The organism is Streptomyces sp. NPDC048416, from assembly GCF_043200435.1.
Classification (GTDB): Bacteria; Actinomycetota; Actinomycetes; order Streptomycetales; family Streptomycetaceae; genus Streptomyces.
Map to the genome: position 1 here is coordinate 247,601 of NZ_JBICXU010000001.1, position 17,969 is coordinate 265,569.

General features: G+C 66.7%; 16 protein-coding genes. 11 read left to right on the forward strand and 5 right to left on the reverse strand.

Annotated elements, in window-relative coordinates; all coding sequences use genetic code 11:
- Nucleotides 1-152 precede the first annotated feature (152 nt).
- The 6 genes from ACGFW5_RS01040 (at nucleotide 153) to ACGFW5_RS01065 (ending at nucleotide 7,421) form a co-directional block, all read left to right on the forward strand.
- Nucleotides 153-1,772 carry a DEAD/DEAH box helicase gene (locus ACGFW5_RS01040; protein ID WP_393832020.1) on the forward strand — a complete coding sequence of 540 codons (1,620 nt, stop codon included), beginning with the start codon at nucleotides 153-155 and terminating at the stop codon, nucleotides 1,770-1,772.
- On the forward strand, nucleotides 1,769-3,637 hold the full coding sequence (locus tag ACGFW5_RS01045) for an ATP-binding protein (RefSeq protein WP_393832021.1): 1,869 nt from the start codon (nucleotides 1,769-1,771) through the stop codon (nucleotides 3,635-3,637). The genes ACGFW5_RS01040 and ACGFW5_RS01045 overlap by 4 nt, the downstream gene beginning before the upstream one ends.
- Nucleotides 3,634-4,545, forward strand: a complete 912-nt coding sequence (locus tag ACGFW5_RS01050; RefSeq protein WP_393832022.1) for a phospholipase D family protein — start codon at nucleotides 3,634-3,636, stop codon at nucleotides 4,543-4,545. Before ACGFW5_RS01045 ends, ACGFW5_RS01050 begins: the two co-directional genes overlap by 4 nt.
- Before the next feature lie 195 nt (nucleotides 4,546-4,740).
- On the forward strand, nucleotides 4,741-5,385 hold the full coding sequence (locus tag ACGFW5_RS01055; protein ID WP_393832023.1) for a hypothetical protein: 645 nt from the start codon (nucleotides 4,741-4,743) through the stop codon (nucleotides 5,383-5,385).
- A 226-nt stretch (nucleotides 5,386-5,611) separates the two neighbouring features.
- Nucleotides 5,612-6,409 (forward strand): phosphoadenosine phosphosulfate reductase, encoded by a 798-nt coding sequence (locus ACGFW5_RS01060; protein WP_393832024.1) that lies wholly within the window; start codon nucleotides 5,612-5,614, stop codon nucleotides 6,407-6,409.
- A 445-nt stretch (nucleotides 6,410-6,854) separates the two neighbouring features.
- Entirely contained in the window at nucleotides 6,855-7,421 is a 567-nt protein-coding gene (locus tag ACGFW5_RS01065) for a nucleotidyltransferase domain-containing protein (RefSeq protein ID WP_393832025.1), read from the forward strand.
- Between the two features lie 180 nt (nucleotides 7,422-7,601).
- Here ACGFW5_RS01065 and ACGFW5_RS01070 read toward each other — a convergent pair whose 3' ends face one another.
- Nucleotides 7,602-8,648 (reverse strand): PCC domain-containing protein, encoded by a 1,047-nt coding sequence (locus tag ACGFW5_RS01070; RefSeq protein WP_393832026.1) that lies wholly within the window; start codon nucleotides 8,646-8,648, stop codon nucleotides 7,602-7,604.
- Between the two features lie 469 nt (nucleotides 8,649-9,117).
- Nucleotides 9,118-10,104, reverse strand: a complete 987-nt coding sequence (locus ACGFW5_RS01075) for a phosphotransferase family protein (RefSeq protein ID WP_393832027.1) — start codon at nucleotides 10,102-10,104, stop codon at nucleotides 9,118-9,120.
- A 179-nt stretch (nucleotides 10,105-10,283) separates the two neighbouring features.
- On the opposite strand from ACGFW5_RS01075, the gene ACGFW5_RS01080 reads away from it, so the two are divergent.
- Nucleotides 10,284-11,030, forward strand: coding sequence for a nucleotidyltransferase domain-containing protein (locus ACGFW5_RS01080; protein ID WP_393832342.1), 747 nt, complete (start codon nucleotides 10,284-10,286; stop codon nucleotides 11,028-11,030).
- Between the two features lie 285 nt (nucleotides 11,031-11,315).
- On the opposite strand, the gene ACGFW5_RS01085 is transcribed toward ACGFW5_RS01080, so the two are convergent.
- Together ACGFW5_RS01085 and ACGFW5_RS01090 are read right to left on the reverse strand one after the other, a co-directional pair.
- Nucleotides 11,316-12,494 (reverse strand): serine hydrolase domain-containing protein, encoded by a 1,179-nt coding sequence (locus ACGFW5_RS01085; protein ID WP_393832028.1) that lies wholly within the window; start codon nucleotides 12,492-12,494, stop codon nucleotides 11,316-11,318.
- A gap of 71 nt (nucleotides 12,495-12,565) precedes the next feature.
- Complete coding sequence (locus tag ACGFW5_RS01090) at nucleotides 12,566-13,909, reverse strand: transcriptional regulator (RefSeq protein WP_393832029.1); 1,344 nt, start codon at nucleotides 13,907-13,909, stop codon at nucleotides 12,566-12,568.
- A gap of 244 nt (nucleotides 13,910-14,153) precedes the next feature.
- On the opposite strand from ACGFW5_RS01090, the gene ACGFW5_RS01095 reads away from it, so the two are divergent.
- From ACGFW5_RS01095 to ACGFW5_RS01110, 4 genes are all read left to right on the forward strand, one after another.
- Entirely contained in the window at nucleotides 14,154-14,645 is a 492-nt protein-coding gene (locus tag ACGFW5_RS01095) for an ATP-binding protein (RefSeq protein WP_393832030.1), read from the forward strand.
- 205 nt (nucleotides 14,646-14,850) lie between these two features.
- Entirely contained in the window at nucleotides 14,851-15,018 is a 168-nt protein-coding gene (locus tag ACGFW5_RS01100; RefSeq protein WP_382800963.1) for a hypothetical protein, read from the forward strand.
- 86 nt (nucleotides 15,019-15,104) lie between these two features.
- Nucleotides 15,105-16,301 carry a JmjC domain-containing protein gene (locus tag ACGFW5_RS01105; protein ID WP_393832031.1) on the forward strand — a complete coding sequence of 399 codons (1,197 nt, stop codon included), beginning with the start codon at nucleotides 15,105-15,107 and terminating at the stop codon, nucleotides 16,299-16,301.
- Nucleotides 16,235-17,092: an aldo/keto reductase gene (locus tag ACGFW5_RS01110; protein WP_393832032.1), complete on the forward strand. Its 858-nt coding sequence runs from the start codon at nucleotides 16,235-16,237 to the stop codon at nucleotides 17,090-17,092. Before ACGFW5_RS01105 ends, ACGFW5_RS01110 begins: the two co-directional genes overlap by 67 nt.
- Here ACGFW5_RS01110 and ACGFW5_RS01115 read toward each other — a convergent pair.
- Nucleotides 17,080-17,940 carry a hypothetical protein gene (locus ACGFW5_RS01115; protein ID WP_393832033.1) on the reverse strand — a complete coding sequence of 287 codons (861 nt, stop codon included), beginning with the start codon at nucleotides 17,938-17,940 and terminating at the stop codon, nucleotides 17,080-17,082. The genes ACGFW5_RS01110 and ACGFW5_RS01115 overlap by 13 nt on opposite strands.
- Nucleotides 17,941-17,969 lie beyond the last annotated feature (29 nt).

The following is a 17,969-nucleotide window of genomic DNA, read 5'->3' on the forward strand; positions in this document are numbered from 1 at the left end:
GCAGCGGGCGGGCGGGGCTAGGGTTTGATCACATAGTGCAGTGCGAGCTGGGTGCGCTGCGGCTCCAGCGGGCGGGTAGAGGATCAGGGGCTGAGGGTGGGAGTCGAAGAACATAGCGGTGCCGTCGCAATGCGGACTGGCCAGGCCACGTCATGACCGGCTCCCCTGGCATCTCCTTCGCGGCCGTCCTGAGCGGAGCACCACTTTCCTACGTACGCGGCCTTCTCGGCGAGCACGCCTGTGACCTGTTGGAACTTCTGCAGCAAGGGCTAGACACGGACGAGACGCTGCGCCAGGTCGCAGCCTCGGCGGTCTCGCCGGAGCGACTCATCGGCGATCCGATGGAGCGGACACAGTTCCTGCAGTGCATGCCAGAGGGGAAGCAAGTAGAACTCGCACAGCGCCTTGGCCACGAAGGCCCTACGAGTGCTCGCAACTTCCTCGAGGCCCTGCCCTGGTCACTTGAGCAGCGCCGCGCGCTTCTCGGTTTTCTCGGCCTTGTCGTCGATAGGGCCCCCGAGGTACCTGCCACCTTCCGCAGCTTCACCACGCCGCAATACGGGATGTTCCCTCACCAGCGACTCGCTGCAGGCCGCGCACAACGCATGCTCTACTCCGGAGAGCGCCGGGTGGTGCTGCACCTGCCGACTGGTGTCGGCAAGACCCGAACGGCCATGAACATCATCTGCGACCACCTGCGCCAGCATGAGCCGACCGTCGTGGTGTGGCTGGCAAGAGGCCGGGAGCTGCTGGAACAGGCGGCGGTGGAGTTCGAACAGGCTTGGACCGTGCTCGGCAATCGCGAAGTGGCCGTGACACGGATGTGGGGCGACGCCCCGACAGACCTCGACGCCGTCAAGGACGGAATCGTGATCCTCGGGCTCGACAAAGCCAGCGCCGCCGCGAACGCGGACCATACCTTCCTCGACCGCCTCGGCCTGCACACAACGCTCACCACCTTCGACGAAGCCCACCAGGCCATCGCTCCGACTTACCGCAGAGTCGTCGACGCGCTCACACTGCGCAGTGACTCAAGTCTGTTGGGTCTGACCGCGACCCCCGGCCGCACGTGGGCCAACATCGCCGAGGACGAGAGACTGTCGGACTTCTTCGCCCGCCAGAAGGTGATGCTGGAGATCGACGGACACGACAACCCTGTTACGGCACTCATCGAACAGGGGTATCTCGCCCGCCCGACCTTCCGTACTGTGGCCGCTGACTCCGGCACGATCCTCAGCGTCCGGGACCAGCAGGCCCTGGCCGCGAGCTTCGACATCCCCGACGCTTTGATGGCGCGGCTCGCAAACAACGTGCAGTGGAACCTGCAGGTCGTACGGACAGTGCTCGACCTCAGCGAGCGCCATCGCCGGATTCTGCTCTTCGCCGCCTCCGTCGAGCACAGCCGGCTACTGGTCGCGATCCTTTCGGTCCTGGGACTCGACACGGACCAAGTGACGGCCGAGTCCCCCGCACGCCAGCGTGACCGGGCCATCGCCCGCTTCAAGGGGCCTGGCACCCGGCCCATGATCCTTTCGAACTATGGCGTTCTGACCACTGGGTTCGACGCCCCAGCGGCAAGCGCTGCCGTAATCGCCCGCCCCACCCAGTCCTTGGTGCTCTACAGCCAGATGGTTGGACGGGTCATCCGCGGACCGAAGGCCAGCGGAACCGCCACCTGCGACATCGTCACCGTCATCGATCCTGAACTCCCAGGCTTCGGGGACGTAGCGGAAGCATTCATGAACTGGGAGGACGTGTGGAAGACCCGATGACATCCAAGTACTCGATCGTCACCTCTGACCTGACCGTCAAAGCCCTGCAGGACAGCGGCTACAAGTCGACGGCCCATGCCATCGCGGAACTCATCGACAACGGCCTCGAAGCCAATGCTGATCTTGTCGAGCTCTTTGTCGTCGAGTCGACGGATCGCCCTACGCACCGGGCCCGCTACCGTGTCGAGAAAATCGCCGTCCTGGACAATGGGGACGGGATGGACCCAGAGACCCTTCGGCAGTCTCTGCGCTTCGGCGCCGGCACCCGGCAGGAACGCAAGGGTATTGGGCGCTTCGGCGTCGGTCTGCCCAACTCCAGCATCTCGCAGTGTGATCGTGTCGACGTCTGGTCCTGGACCAATGGTCCAGACAACGCCCTGCACACTTACCTCGACCTCAAGGAGATCGCCCAGGGCCTCGAAGAGGTTCCAGAGCCCAAGCTCGACGCGCTGCCAACTGAATGGCAGGCACTTGCTGAAGGGCTCGGAAGTTCGGGCACACTCGTGCAGTGGACCGAGCTCGCGCGCGTCCAGTGGCGCGGGGCCGAGACCACCGTCACAAATACCGAGCACCTGATCGGGCGCGTCTACCGACGTCTCATCACCAAGGGAAAACGGATCAAGCTAGTGCCAGTGCGCGGCTGGGCACAGCTGCCCGGCGTCCGCGACACCCGTCCGAACGACCCGCTTTACCTCATGACTCCGAGTTCCACCCCGCCCCCCTTCGACGCCAAGCCAATGTTCCGAGCCCATGGAGCCGGCAACACTGGCCAGATCGGCGAGGAGCGGTTCATGGTCGCGGGCGCGGACGGTAATGAATATCCCGTCCTGGTCCGATCGTCGATCGCGGTTGAGGCCGCCCGTCGCACCGATATCCCGGGCGAGCCGTGGCCCAGGAACGTGTCACCAAGCTTGAAGCCCGGTGATACCCCTTGGGGTAAGCACGCCTCCAAGAACCTGGGCATCTCGTTGATTCGCGCAGACCGCGAGCTTGATCTCGACACCGGGTGGGTCAACTCCTATGAGCCACAGGAGCGCTGGTGGGGGGTAGAAATCGACTTTCCCCCCGCCCTCGACGAGGTCTTCGGCGTCACGAACAACAAGCAGTCCGCAACGATTTTTTCCGAGCTGGCTCACTTCAACTGGCGCGAAGAAGCGGCCGGGTTGTCGTACGAGGAATTCCGGGAGACGCTTCGTGAGGAGGGCGACCGGCGCCTGCCGCTCATCGAGATCGTCTACCACATCCGCGAGAAGCTTCTCGGCAAACTGCGCTCTGATTTGGAAGACCAGACTCGGGGCACCGGTACGAGCCGCAAGCGGCATGAGGTCGCCGAGGTGCAGGCCGAGGAAGCGGTCAAGCGACGTCGTTCGGAAGGTCCTCCGAGCCTGACCGACAAACTCGCAGCAGAGAGCACCGAGGCCGAAAGCAAACAGCTCCAGTACGAGAGCCTGGTCGAGACGCATCGTTACAGCCCGGCAGATGCCCAGCGCATCATCGAAGAGACCATGTCTCAGGGCAAGCACATCCGGTTGCTGACCAGCCGCAACCCTGACTCCCCAGCCTTCTTCAATGTCGAGTACATCCCCGGCATGCTTCAAGTTGCCCTCAACATGGACCACCCGGTCTACAGTGACTTGATCGCGGTTCTCGACCAGGACATCGACGGAGCCAGCCGCGACGAGCTCGCGGCACGTTTGTCAGCTGCTGCCAACGCCTTCAAGCTCCTGCTCATCTCGTGGGCACGATTCGAGGACGAGCAACCGGAGAAGCCCCGCGAGCGTGCCAAGCGGATGCGGCAGGACTGGGGGCGCTTCGCCAGCGAATTCCTCGGAGCAAGCGACGCTGATGACGAGGACGACGAGTGACGAACGACCACGTCTGGCAGCAAATCGAGCGACTCCTCACGACAGCGACGCACCGAGCGGTCCTGATCGCCCCCTTCATCAAGAAGGAGGTCTTCCGGGCAGCACTCAGCGCAATCCCGGTCACCGTCCAGGACATCACGTGCGTCACCCGGTGGTCCGTGCCGGAGATTGCCGCCGGCGTTTCTGACCCTGAGATCGCCGAACTGGCAGAGCAGGACGGACGCACCTCCATCCTGCTCTGCCACAGCCTGCACGCCAAGCTTTTCGCAGCCGACGAGCGCTGCCTCGTGGGATCCGCCAACCTCACAGGAAAGGCCACGGGGCGCGTGAGTGCAGCCAACATTGAACTCCTGGTGGAAGTGGACGCCGCACACCCCGAGGTGCAACGCGTGCTCGCCGAGCTCGCGGCGGGCTCCGTGCCGGGGACAATTGAGCTGGCTCAGCAGATGCGCGACCAAGCGAACCTCATGCTGGCAGACGAGGACAGCCCCCGGGTTGTCGTCCCGGGCCAGGACGAACAGCCCACACGATGGCTTCCTGAGACCCGCAACCCCGAACGCCTTTACCGCGTATACAACGGACATCACCAACACATTGGAAGCGACATCCTCGCCGGCGTACTCCGTGATCTCGCGCACCTCGACATCGGCCCCGGACTCGCTGAGCAGGCGTTCGGCACAGCTGTCCTGGCCCGTCTGCACGCCATGCCCGAGCTCCAAGCGCTAACCGAAGCGGGCCGCATGAATCTGGCCGACGCCCAAGCCGAACTGGTGGCAACGGAGCGATGCACCGCCGAGCAAGGGAAGCGCACAGTCGAGACCATCGCAGCCTGGCTGAGCTACTTCGACGAGGTCCACCTTGTTCCGGTCGGCCCCTGGGAGATCCGGCAGGGTAGAGAACTCACGTAGCCCGCTCCCACCACATACTCCTTCCGCTGGGCGGCCTGCGGCCTGCGGTCCTCCATCGCTCCGCATGCGGCCCTCTGGTCGCGCAGCGCCCGGCGCCGCGACCCAGCACGGGCGAGGCGAGCGCGATATCTTGGTTCCGCCCTGTCACCAACCAGGGCATCATCATGTTGCGCAAAATAGAGAAGGTACCGGGACATGGCGGCGGCGCGGACTCCGTACCTCCTGGGCCATGCCGAAATTGCCGACCTGTTCGGCGTCGCGCGCCAGACCTCACAGAAATGGCGTGTCGACGGCACATTGGCCACCCCTGACGTGGTCGCCTCCGGCAACCCCTACTGGTTGCTGGACACCGTGCTCCGCCTCGACGGCCACGCTGGTCGCCAAGCCACCGCGCAACGCCTTGAGCAGTACCAAGCGGGCATCCGCGGCGGATACCGCGTCGACGACCCCAGAGCCCTCCCGGTCATCGTAGGGATCAAGGAAGTCGCACAGCTTCTCGGCACCGACCAGCGAGGCGTGTCCCGTTGGCGAAACCGCAAGCGAATCGCCGAAGCCGACCTTGTTCTCTCTGGGTCCCCCCTCTGGATGCTCACAACAATCGAAGCAGACGCCCAAGAGCGTGGACGCGCCATCGTGCCTGATGAGCTCGAACGCCTCCGGTCCGGCGAGCGAGCATCCCAAAAATCTCGTGGGCGCCGGAAAACAGCCCCTCCCCAACCGGCCAAGCAGCCCCTCCCGGCAGCGCGGAGCTTCACGAGTTCGGAGTACGACGAAGTCCTCGCCTTTGTCACCGAGACCTTCTCCGCCGGCCACGGCGTGACCATCCGGCCTACTCGGTAAGACCACGCCCCTCCGCGCCACAGCCTGACAGACAACTGTGTCCAGCCCCATACCCACGACCTCCAGTGGAGTAAACAGTTGATCTGGCTAGCGTACATCCATAGAGTCTCCCAGGCCAGGAACGGACTGCCCCACAGGGAGCTCTCATGCCACGCCATACCCGCACTGCCCCGAGGCCAGCTACCACCAGCGAGCTGACACTTCGTCACCGTGAGGGAAACTGCTCGTGAAGGTGATCTCTTACGGTGGCGGAGTTCAGTCCACCGCGCTGCTCGTCCTCGCGGCCCAAGGGCGAATCGACTATTCCACATTCCTGTTCGCCAACGTGGGCGATGACAGCGAGCACCCAGCGACCCTCGCCTACATCCGCGACATCGCCGTGCCGTTCGCATCAAACGCCGGGCTCCAGCTCCACCACCTCCGTCGCACACGGCGCGACGGCACCACCGAGACGCTGATGGAGCGATTGAATAGGCCGGGCACCCGATCGATCCCTATCCCTGTCAGGATGGCGAACGGAGCACCCGGGCGGAGGTCCTGCACGTCGGACTTCAAAATCAAAGTTGTCGGACGGTGGCTTCGCGAGCACGGCGCCACGGCGCACGATCCGGCCGTGGTCGGGATCGGCATCTCCGTCGACGAGATCCACAGAGCAAACAGGCGCCGCAGCGAACCTCATGAACAGGTCGAATACCCTCTGCTCGACCTGTGCCTGCGGAGAGACGACTGCGAGAAGATCATCGAAAGCGCCGGCCTCCCAGTGCCGCCCAAGAGCGCATGCTTCTTCTGCCCCTTCCGAACCGTCGGCGCCTGGCACCAACTGCGAAGCGAAGACCCCGACCTTTTCGCTAGGTCAATACAGCTGGAAGCGACGGTGAACAGGAGTCGCGCCGCCATGGGCCGAGACCCTGTCTACCTCACCCGCTACGGGCGACCGCTCGCGGAGGCTATCCGCGCCCCGGCTGATGCAACAACAGAGGAGACAGAGGACAGCGGTTGTGACTCTGGTTGGTGCATGACCTGAACGATTCACGCAGGGCGTGCTGACAGTGAAGCGGTCGCGCGGTACCCGGCATGATCAAGGCCCCGGCCAGTCGCCCGCACTCCGTAGTTCCGCTGTCAGGATCTGGTGGCCCCTGCGCAGAATGAGCGGTCCGCTGTCGTACCGGGCAGTCCAGGTCTGCCCAGGCAGCCACGGGAGCGGGAAGGCTCACCTGCCGCGCAGGCGGCTGCGCCGCGTGGAGGCATCTGCCAATGCCCCGCTGATGTGGTTGGGGGGCAGGTTGGGCCGTCACCGCGATGGTGACGGCCGGGGCACCAGCAGACTCGCGGCTGCGACGATCGCCTCAACCTAGCTGTTGCGCCGGTGAGCCCGGCTCTAACTAGGCAGTAAGCACCGGGAGGATGGGTCGGTGGATGCTGACGTGTCGGGACGCTGGGTTCCGGATCCTCCCGAGAATGTGGCCGCTGTGTTCGCAAAAGGGGACTTCCCGTGGTGGATCGCCGGTGGCTATGCGATCGAACTCGCGGTCGGCCGTGAACTGCGACCCCACGGTGATCTCGACGTCCTCGTCCTCCGCCGCGACCAAGTCCTCGTACACGAGCTCCTGGCCAACTGGGAAGTGTACGTCGCAGACCCACCCGGCCAGGGGGAACTGCGACCGTGGCGTCCTGGGGAGTTCCTTCAACCACCCCTTCACGACATCTGGTGCCGCCGCACATCCGAGGCGCCCTGGTCGTTGCAGCTCATGCTTGACGAGGCCGAAGGCACCCAGTGGGTCTCGCGGCGCACCTCGGAGATCCGGCTCCCGATCGACCAGCTCGGGCACACGAGCGCGGCGGGCATCCCATATCTCGCGCCCAAGGTGCAACTCTTCTACAAGGCAAAGGCCACCCGGGACAAGGACGAGACCGACTTCGAGGCGGTGCTGCCGCTGCTCGATGCTCCGGCACGCGCCTGGCTGGCAGACGCGATCGCCTTGATCGCGCCCAACCACCCCTGGCTTCGCCGCCTCCTTCCGGTCAGCCGAACGTGAGAAGCGGTACGTCGTAGAGGTCGGAGTTCCGGGGCCGGGTCACGGCGGGCGGACGTGACCTCCACGATCAGCAGCTCGCTGAGGAACTGGACCCTGGCGCTGCGGAGGCGGCTCGTTCTGCCGTCAGCCGACTGGGCCTTCAGGCCGGCCGAGACGTGGATGTGCGGAAGTATTCCGCCGCTAGCCCGGTCGTGGGCGAGGGTGCCGGCGCCGAACGCCTCGATTAGTGACGTACGTCTTCGCCCAGACCGGTGCGTCCGGGTCTGCGAGCTTCTCGCAGGCGCCCACGATCTCGGCCTCCGCAAAAGCTCCGATGAACGAGGGGATGTAGCCCTGCCGTAGGCCGTTATCTCGGCAGAAGGTGGACAGCGCCTCGAAGAAGTCCTCCTCGTGGTCGAAGGTGATGCCGAAGGTACGGCCGCCGGTCAGCTCGTGAGCACGCGTGGAGATGTCTCCTGATGAGGCGGGATCAGCGGGCGGAGGCAGCGGTGAAGGTCTCGCGAACCGTGGCCGCGTCGGCGTCCTGGGCAAGGAGGGCCTGTAGCAGAAGCCGCGCCTGGTACGGACCGAGGTCTCCGGCACCGATGAGTCCTCGGTCGAGGAGTCCTTCTCGGAGCCGGAGATGCCGTACGTACCCGAGAGAACCGGTCCGTTGCCGATGCGAGAGGCGAGGACCACAGGAATGCGAGACACGAGCTTGGTGAGTCCTTGAACCAGACGCTCCGGGACGTGGCCCACGCCGAAGACCACGACCAAGAGCCCATCGCAGTGTCCGTCCCACAGGTCGAGCAGGGCTCCGTCGTCGCCGAGAGTGACGGTGTAGGGCCCGACGCGCGCCACACGGTCGGGGGCACCGACCAGCGGCCCACGGGGCGGCAGGCCGCCCACCCTGCGCACCTGGTTCTCCGCGATGCGCGCGACCGGGCCGCACGCTGGTGAGGTGAAGGCGGCGGGACTGGTGGTGGGCGATTTGCGGACGGTCCGTGCGGAGTGGATCTCGTCGCCGAGTACGACGAGGCAGCCGGCGCCCCGCAGGCCGGCATCGGCAGCGGCCAGGACGGCGCCGCGGAGGTTGTCCGGACCGTCAGCGCCGGGCAAGGTGGGGTACTGCGGCGAGGAGTTCCTGCGCCGAGAGCGCGGGTACGACGGCTCCGGTGGTGGATCGATGGTCATGGCGATGGTGCCGCCGAGGGAGAAGAGCGCCGCGTTCCTGACCGACTCCGCCATTTCCCCTGCTCCCCTGCCCGGACACCGCCGAGCGCGGTCTCACGAGTAGTTCAGGCAGGCTATCCGGTGGATGCCGCCCGGGTACGCGGAATGATCACCAGTTGCTCTGCCACGAACCGGCAGGGGGCCTCCAGCCCTTCGATGCCGAGCAACCGGCTGCGTGGCCGCACGAGCCGCTCTGTGCCAACAGCCGACAACTGTGCGCACTGGCGCGACCGAGCCGGCGAGCACACCACATACGAGTGGTTCGGCTTCGAGGCGGCGCGGCAGGCATTGCGCTGGCGCTTCTTGCGCACGGCGCTCTAGGAACTCGATCACCGACTGCGCTCGGAGACGGGCTCTGAAGCCCCGCAAGGCGCGGTCAGCGGCCTTCTACCCCGCACCCTGCGGAACCTGCGCGATGGTCCGGTCGGCGACTGCGGCGACGAGCCTCCGCCATGGGCCTGAACAGCGTGGACGGTGTCGGCCGTCAGAAAGTCCAGCCACGCCGCTCGGCCAGCCATCGCAGGGTGACCTCGCCGCTCCAGGTCTGATGCTGGCGAAGGTACGGGGAGCCGAAAGCGTGCGGTGGACGGGAGCCGGAGAGGAGAAAGAACCCCGAGAGGGCGGCCAGGGCGGCATCAAGCTGCTCGTCCGCCACGTCCCGGGCTGTGGGGTGAGCGGCGAAGAGGGCTGTGGCGTCGTGTCCGTCGGCGTGTGCGGTGGCCAGGAGCAGCACGAGGTCGAACCAGCTCGCGCCTAGGCAGGGCCAGTTCCAGTCGCAGATCCATGCCGATCCGGCGGTGTCGAGCAGGATGTTGTCCTGGCGCAGGTCATGGTGGAGAACCGCGTCGCCCTTGGTGGCCTCGCGCCACCCGGCTTCCAGGTTCGCCAGGGTATCCAGGAGGCGGATTGGCGCCCAGTTGGGCAGCAGTTCCGTCGTGGTGGTGCCGGCGGCCAAGGCGCGCCAGTCGGCGAAGTCCCCGCTATCGCCCACCGGGTGGAGCCCGGTGAGCAGAAGGGGCTCGGACGGTACGGCGAGGGCTTCGGAGGCGCTGGCCCAGGCTGCCAGAGCGGCAGCCAGTTCCTCAAGCTGCCAGGGCTCGCGCGGCATGTGGCCCCCGGTGATCGCGTCGAAGCCGAGGACGATCCATCCGTCCTGTTCCTCGTGCCATCGCAGTCGGGGTGCGGGCACTTCGTCGGGCAGCGCGAGGTTGATGACTGCCTCGCGCCGGTAGCAGTCCGCGATGTGTGCAGAGTCGGCGCTGTTGGCCGCCTTCACGAACTGCCAGCCCCTGTCTGAAGAGACGATGGCGGCGAAGCCGCGCGTGAACCCGCTGCCGGCGCTCGGGCCAGATGTCGTACCACCTCCCACCTGCCGAGCGACCAGACGGCGAATGCGCTCGGGCAGCTCTCCCCAATCGGGACGTACAGCGGTAGAGGTGTAGTTCAGGCGTGGCGTGATGATGTTCGGCATTCCGCCAGGGTGCGGGGCCAGTCCGGGGCAGCGCTACCGAGATTGCGGAGCGCCCGCTGCGTCGTCGAGATGTTCTTGCACCCTCTGCACGTCCTGAAGCGCGTTCCCGGACTTGACGATCCGGCGAAACCGGGGTGCGTACTTCGGGGCTACGGGCGAGAGTGGTCGGCATGAACATCATGGAGCCCGTCGAGGCCGCTCGTGCGGTGGTATCCGATCGTCATCCAGAGGCGCGGGCGGCGTTCCTGGGTGGCAGTGTGCTGACCGAGCGCCGTACGGCCTTCTCGGATCTCGACATCGTGGTGCTTCTGGGTGAAGACGCTGTCCCTTATCGGGAGAGCTTCCGGTATGCCGACTGGCCGGTAGAGCTCTTCGTTCACACGGAAGCCAGTTGGCGGGGCTATGTGGAGCGGGAGGTCACCAGGCGACGGTCGCCTCTGTTGTTCATGTGCGCATCCGGATTTCTGCTCTTCGACCACGATGGGGTCGGACAGCGGCTGGGGGCGTACGCCAAGGAACTCGTGGTTGCTGGACCACCGGCCGCCTCTGCTGCGGAGTTGGAGGACCGTCGGTACTCCCTGACGGATCTGCTCGATGATCTCGCAGGATGTACCGAAGCTGGTGAGCGGCTCTGTATCGTCTGCGAAATCGCGCAGCGCACGGGGGAACTGGTGCTGTTGCTCGACGGAGGGTGGTTGGGTGGCGGGAAGTGGCTGGCGCGCCGGTTGGAAGCCTCACGGCTCGGGTTCGTGGAGCGGCTGGACGCCGGGGTTCGGGTCGCGCTTGCTGGCGATACCAGGACACTGGTCAGTCTGGTGGACGAGGTGATGGCACCGGCCGGCGGTCGCTTGTGGGAAGGGCATCGCCAGAACGGTGTTCTGCCACCTCGACCGACTCAAGACCGGGCAGGAACCGCCAGGAACTGACCATCACCAGTCGTGCCTGACTCGGGCGTACTGGGCCAGTACCGGCCGCACCGTCGGCCAGGTCTATGAGCACCGCGGCAACTGCTTACCGCTGTTCGAGCCCGTTGAGGTCCTGGGCCGGGAGCAGACGCTCAGGCGGCTAGACGCTGCCCTGGGGCGACTCGCGCGCTGACTAGGGGGAGGCCATAACGACTCGATACGGCCGAAGGCCGTACCGGCCCCGCTGGGGCAGATCGTTGGCCAGCAGGCGGTCGTGGAGCTCGGCGAGCGCCGTATCGATTTCGATCAGTCATGTCGCAGTGACCTACGCACTGCGTCGACGAGCGATGTCGCACGCATATCGTCGGGGCCGCTGATGATGTGGTTCATCACGTAGCCGAAGGCGATGCCGTGTTCCCGGTCGGCGAAGCCGAGTGAGCCGCCTCGGCCAGTGTGGCCGAAGGAGTACGGCCCGGTCATGGGGTTGTCCTCGGTGGGCAGCATGTATCCGGAACTGAACCGGCTGGGCGCCACCAGCACTTGGTCCGTCCCGTTGGCTTGTTCCTCGGTGGCCGCTGCGAGGGTCTGCGGGGTGAGCAGGCGCACGCCATTCACCTCGCCGATCAGCGCCGCGTACATGCGCGCTAGTCCGCGTGCGGTGGCGATGCCGTTGGAGGCCGGAAGTTCCGCGGCCTGGACCGCAAGAGAGTCGAAGTCGATCTCGGCTGGGTCGGTGACCGCGTATGCCCTGTTGCTGAAGGAGTTCGGGTCGCGCCAGGCGGCGACTTGGTCGCGGAGTTCCTCGGGGATCGACTCTGGGGGCAGGGTGGTGAGGTCCATGTCGGGCTTCCGGTGCACCATGCGGCTGACCCGGTTGCGTTCGCTCGTGGGCAGTCCAATGAAGAAGTCCAACCCCAGGGGGGCGGCGATTTCGTCGGCGAAGAAGCGGCCCGGCGTGCGGCCGGACACCCGGCGGATTACCTCGCCGACTAGCCAGCCCCAGGTCCGTCCGTGATAGCCGTGCGCGGTACCTGGCGTCCACACTGGACGTTGAGCTGCCAGTGCGGCCGCCATCGGGTTCCAGGTCAACGCCTCGGCCAGCGGCACTGGTCGGTCCAGCGTGACCAGGCCGGCCTGGTGGGACAGGAGCCAGCGCACCGGGATGTCCGCCTTGCCGTTCGCGGCGAACTCCGGCCAGTACTTCGCCACCGGAGCATCCAAGTCCAACTCACCACGCTGCACCAGCAGATGCGCTGCGCTCGCAGTCGCCCCCTTTGTCGCCGAGTAGACCAGTTGCAGCGTGTCGCGCTGCCACGGACGATCGACGCTGGGGTCGGCGAGTCCACCCCATAGGTCCACCACCGGTCGGCCGTCCTGGTACACGCACACCGCCGCGCCGATGTCCCCGTGCTGCGCGAAGTTCGCCGCGAACGCCTCGCGTACAGCCTCGAATCCGGCCGCGACCAATCCGTCGATCGTCGTCATGCCGCCATCGTGGCACCTGGGTTGCCCAGTCTGAGAAGCGGGCTCGCTCTCGCTGCATTCGACGTTCCCGGTCAGGCTGCGTCGCGCAGTGCGTGCAGGCGCTCGCGGAAGTCGCGGGTGGCTGATACTGACTTGTGTGGTTCGAGGCGGGCGGAGAATTCCTTGAGGCGGTCCAGGGCCCGCGCTGAGCTGACCTTGTCTTCGAGGAGGCCCGCCCCGTAGTTCGCGGCGTCGAGCGCCCCCTCCAGGTCACCACTGGCGAGCCGGGCCTCGGCCAGACGGCTGGACCGTACTGCCTTGTCCCGCGGGGCCGCCTGCTTGATGGAGACTTCCAGGGAGCTCGTGGCGCGTTCCACTTGGCCCGAGCGCAGCAGAACCTTCCCTTCGGTCGACTTCAGCTGTGCCTCGCCGAACCAGTCGAGCCACTCCGGGTTTTCCTCCATCGTGTGGCGCTCCCAGAGGCAAACGGCGCGGTTCAATGCCGTGCCGGCCTTCTGGTGATCACCGTCGCGGGAGAGGGCTTCGGCCTTGTGCAGGTAGAGGAAGGACCGGGAGTCGGGTGTCAGCGTTCGAGGGGCGTTGTCGAGGGCGGTCGAGATGAGGTCGACTCGCTCGGCAGTCCTGCCGGCCTCGGAGACGTGCACTCCCATCTCCGCCAGGATGAAGGCGCCGAAGGCGTCGTCTCCGGCCGTACGGGCGCTGCGCAGAGCCCCGATGTAGTACCGCTGCCCGGCGGACCGCAGCCCCGCGTCGTAGGCCATCCAGCCGGAAAGGTGCGATACCCGAGCCGCCAGTGCATACAGCCGGACGCGGATCCTGTCCGTGTATCGGCCCGTGCTGAGGAGACCAGCGATCAAGTCAAGGTCGCCGCGGGCCTGTTCAAGAAGTCGGGCGCCTCCGAGCTGGTCATCGAGGGTGCGGAGTGTGCTGATCCGCTGCTCGATCGTCGAGACCATCTTGTCGGTGACGCGATCCCCGTTGAGGGCTGAGGCGAATGCGGACGGTGCCTCGACCCAGCTAGCGGCGAGTCCTGTCAGCGCGGCACCGGTGATGGTGAGAAATCCTCGACGATCCAACCGTCCACTGCCGACCAGATCGGCCAGTGCCTCGACGGTTCCGGCCTCGGTCCACGGGGCGGTAAGCCCTGTCACTTCCCATACGGGGAGCCATTGCGGCCATCGCTGCGCCTGGACCTGCGCGTACGGGACGCGAAGAAGGTCGGCGAGCACACGCTGAGCATCTGCATCCGGTGCCTGCCCTTGTTCCCACTTCCACACCGTCGTCCGGTTGGTCGCCAGAGGAATACCGAGCAACCCCCCGTGTGTCTTCATGAGCCGGGCGAACTCGGCCTTCCCCCATCCGTGCGACTGGCGCACGAAGGTCAGTGGGTGCACTGCTAACGGCTCACCGGGCACGTCATCACTCCCCTCATCCCCTCACAGCGTGGTTCGGAGGCTACTGCGCGCACAGGCCCGCGGAAGGGCGTCCCCAAGAGAAACACCCAAGAAACGTTCCGGGCCTGCACACCACGGCAGTTGACTGTGACAGCCGCACCGGAGCTGCGAAAGACGCCGCTCCCGCACGGTCGCCCAACGGCGGCTCCATCACCGTCCCCCGTCGGAGATGGAGCCGCTCCCCACCCTTCCGGAGGCGTCCGCCATGCCCACGCTCATCACGCGCTTTGCCATCGCCGGAGTGGAAGAAGACGTATCTCCAGCTCGGCGCAAGGTCGTTGAGAGCGCACGGACATGGGGCCTTCCCCTGGATGCCGAAACGACTGACGCGATCCGGCTGGTCGCGTCCGAGCTCATCAGCAATGCGGTGATCCACGGAGCTGGGCCCATCACCGTGGTGCTCTACCACGGCGCCGGCAAGCTGGTGATCGTCGTGTCTGACCGTGACCAGACGGCCCCGGTGGCAAGTTGCCCGGGGGCTGGCGACGAGAACGGGCGTGGTCTCACCTTGGTTGCCCACTTCGCGCTGGACTTCGGCTGGGAGCTCCTCACGCACGGCAAGCGTGTGTGGGCGGAGATCGAACTTCCAAAGCCACCGCCGGCCATACGGGCGGCGGTTCTCCGCAGGTCCTTCGCGCTCCGCTCGGGGTGTGAGGCCGGGCCCACGATCCAGCCACTGGCCCTGGCGGCCGTCTGAACAGCGCCCTACCCAAAACGTCCAGACCTATCCAGCCCCGAGCGGAGCCGTCGGCGTCTGCCTGTGCATGACGCGTCGCGCCTCAGCTTCTGGCTGCCCACTGACCGCCGCCCCCACGGGCACCCACATCTTTCACGGACGTGGGGGCGGCTCTTGAATCCTCGCCGGAGCCCTGGCGAGGGCACCAAAGAGGAAGGAGCACGAGGTGGCCGAGACCACAGCACCGCCTCCTACCCGGAGCGGCCTCCTGGTGGCGGTGGAAGAGCTGACCGCCGTCCATGACCGGTACGACAGCCTCCGGTCCGACAACCAGGGCAGCTCTGGAGATGCCCCATGGCCGGGTGGTGACGGCAACCTGACCGACGTCGCGTAGCACGAGGCGGCAGGGGCGAGGACGACGCTTTTGTGCTCGCCCCTGCCGCGCCTGCACCACATGGTCGAACTCATGAGGAGGCAGTAATGGAACACCAGTTGATCAACGCCATCGAGACGGCGCTCGGGTGGGAGGGGCCGGACGAACTCGGCAAAGGATTCGCGCGGGGAAGCATGAGCGACCCTGCCCTTGCCGCCCGCATCCTCACCCCGAACCGCCTGCTCGACACCGTGATGCGCAGGAGTTTGAACCGCCCGCAGTTCCGGTGCTTCCAGAAGGGCGAGGAAGTCCACCCGGCCATCTACTACACCGATGTGGTCAGCCCTCGCGGCCAGAGCATCCCCACGGTCAACATGCGGAGCCTGGGCGGGCTGCTGGGAGAAGGCGCCACGCTGATCCTCGACCAGCTCAACATTTTCGACCCAACCATGGAGGTCGCCTGCCGCGCCTTGCAGTGGTGGTCCCGTGAGCGGGTGCAGGTCAACGCCTACCTGACGACGAATGACGCCGCCGGCTTTCCGCTGCACTGGGACGACCACGACGTGGTGATCGTCCAGCTCGCGGGCGAGAAGGAGTGGGAGGTACGCGGGACGTCCCGCGCGGTCCCCCTCTATCGGGACGCCGACCCAAACACCACCCCGAGCGAGGAGATCGTCTGGTCCGGCGTCATGCGGACCGGCGACATCATGCACATCCCCCGGGGCCACTGGCACCAGGCCACCCGAACCGGCAGCGGCTCGGGGAAGAGCCTGCACGTGACGTTCGGCATCACCCAGCGCACAGGGGCGAGCTGGGTGGGATGGCTGGCCGACTGGTGCCGTGAGCGGGAGGTCTTCCGGCACGACCTCGACCGCGGCCCCGGGGCCAGCAGCGACGCTCTGACCGAGTCCGCCGTCCAACTGATCGGCGAGCGCACACCGGCCGACTTCCTGGCCGCCTACGAGCAGCAGACCACGCTTCCTCGCCACGTGCCCTACCTCGACATCCTAGGGCCGCTGGACGCCGCGGTCTGCACCACCCGCTTCCGCCCCCAGATCCAGGAGAACGGTGACACCGTCGACGTCCTGGCCTCGGGCAAGAAGCTCACCCTCACGGCCAAGGCCCTGCCCGCACTGCGTCTGCTGCTGAGCGGCGGGCCGGTCCCGCTCCACCAGGCGGCCGCCGTCGTCGGTGCCGAAGTGGTCGACGTCGCCGAGATCCTGGTGAAGGAGGAGATGTGCGCCGTGCTGACCCCCGAGTTGTCCTCGGGCTACACCGGTCTCGTCACGAACGCCGTCTCCTGACCAGCGCGCTGGATCTCGGCGTCACCGCGCTCGACACCAGCTCCAACTATCTCGGCTTCCGCTCGCACGAGGTTCTGGCGCGGGTGGCTGGCGATCTGCTGCCGAACTTCACGCTGTCCACCAAGGTGGGCTACTTCCCCACGCCGGACAGGGCAGAGCACTCCCTCGCCCCGGCGCGGCTATTCGCAGCTGTGGAACAGGCGGTCAAGGAACTCGGGCGGGAGCCGGACCTGGTCTTCCTGCACAACCCGGAACACACCCTCGAAGGAGCCGGGGCCCACGAGCGGGACGTACTGGCCCATGCGTGTGCCGCTCTCGACATAGCAGCGGCAAAGGGGCTGTGCGGAGGCTGGGGCGTCGCGTCCTGGGATCCCTCGCCGCTGGTGGGCCTGATCGACGTGGGCCTGCCACAGCCCTCGGTTCTCATGGTCCGTGCCGGCCTCCTGGTCGGGACCGGGACCCTCGACGCTGCGGATGCCGTCGCCGCGGCATGGGGGCTCGGTAGCGACCGGGTCTGGGGGATGAGTCCCTTCGGGGGCAATACCTGCGCTCCGGTGTGGGGCAGGATCAACCCCGGTGTATTCCTTGAGGACGACGACCGGCTCTCCCGTACGCAGGCGGCTTTCCGCACGGCGTACTACCTTCCGCGGGTCGGCACCATGGCGGTGGGCACGGACGAGCCCGACCACCTGGGCCAGCTGTTGGGCGCTCTGGCCGGCCAGGTTGATGAGCGGGCCGTCCGCGAGTACCGGGACCTCATCCGGGCCCGAGCGCGTGGTCAGCCCGCGTGAAGCTCCGCGATGACCTGGTCTGCCATGCGGCGTGCGGGCTCCAGCCGGGGGTCCTGCGGGTGCGCCTCGGGCCCGAGGATCTTCGAGCACGCGAAGAGCGTCATCAGCATGCCATCCCGGCTCTCGAAGTCGTGGCGTCGTTCGTGTCGTACGCGATTGGCCAGCGCCGGGACGGCAAGGGAGCTGCCCCACAACGAGGCGGAGTCCAGTCCGCGTGGCGCGTTGCCCCAGTCCTCCCAGTCGAAGAGGGAGAACGTCGGCGCGGTCATGTTGGCCCAGTTCAGATCCGCGTGGGCCGGCACCCACCACTCGACGGTCGTATCGAAGTCGGCGGTGGGGGCGATGCTGCGGACGGCTTCGGTGACAAGGGCCTGCGTAATGGTGACGGTGTCCGGGGTGGCGACGCGCTGCGTGTCCTGGGCGGCAAGCGCGTCCAGCGAGGCATTGAACACCTGCCACCAGGCATCCGGCAGCTTCGGGTCCTCGCTGAGGATCGCGTTGCCGATGGGCGCACTCGGCAAGAGCTCGGTCTCATCGGCCCGCCACATGACCGGTTCGTCCGCGTCCTGCCAGACCACACACCCCCGCCAGACGGGCTGGGCGATGTCTTCAAGGCGCGCTGCGCACTCGGTGCCGTTCCAGCCCTGCACGCCGATCTTGTCGAGCCCGCGCCTCTCGATACGGATCCAGGTCCGCCGGTCGGTCCGCGCTCCGACCGAGCGGCGTTTGCGTACCACCGTGTCCCGGTCCAGCTCGACTTGAAGGGATCGCTCGACATGATCGAGAACGTTGTCCACCGATTCAACTCGCAAGTCCACGGCGCGCGCCGAAGGTGCCGAGAGCATCATGCGGGCGACCGTAGCACCGGAGTAGCCCA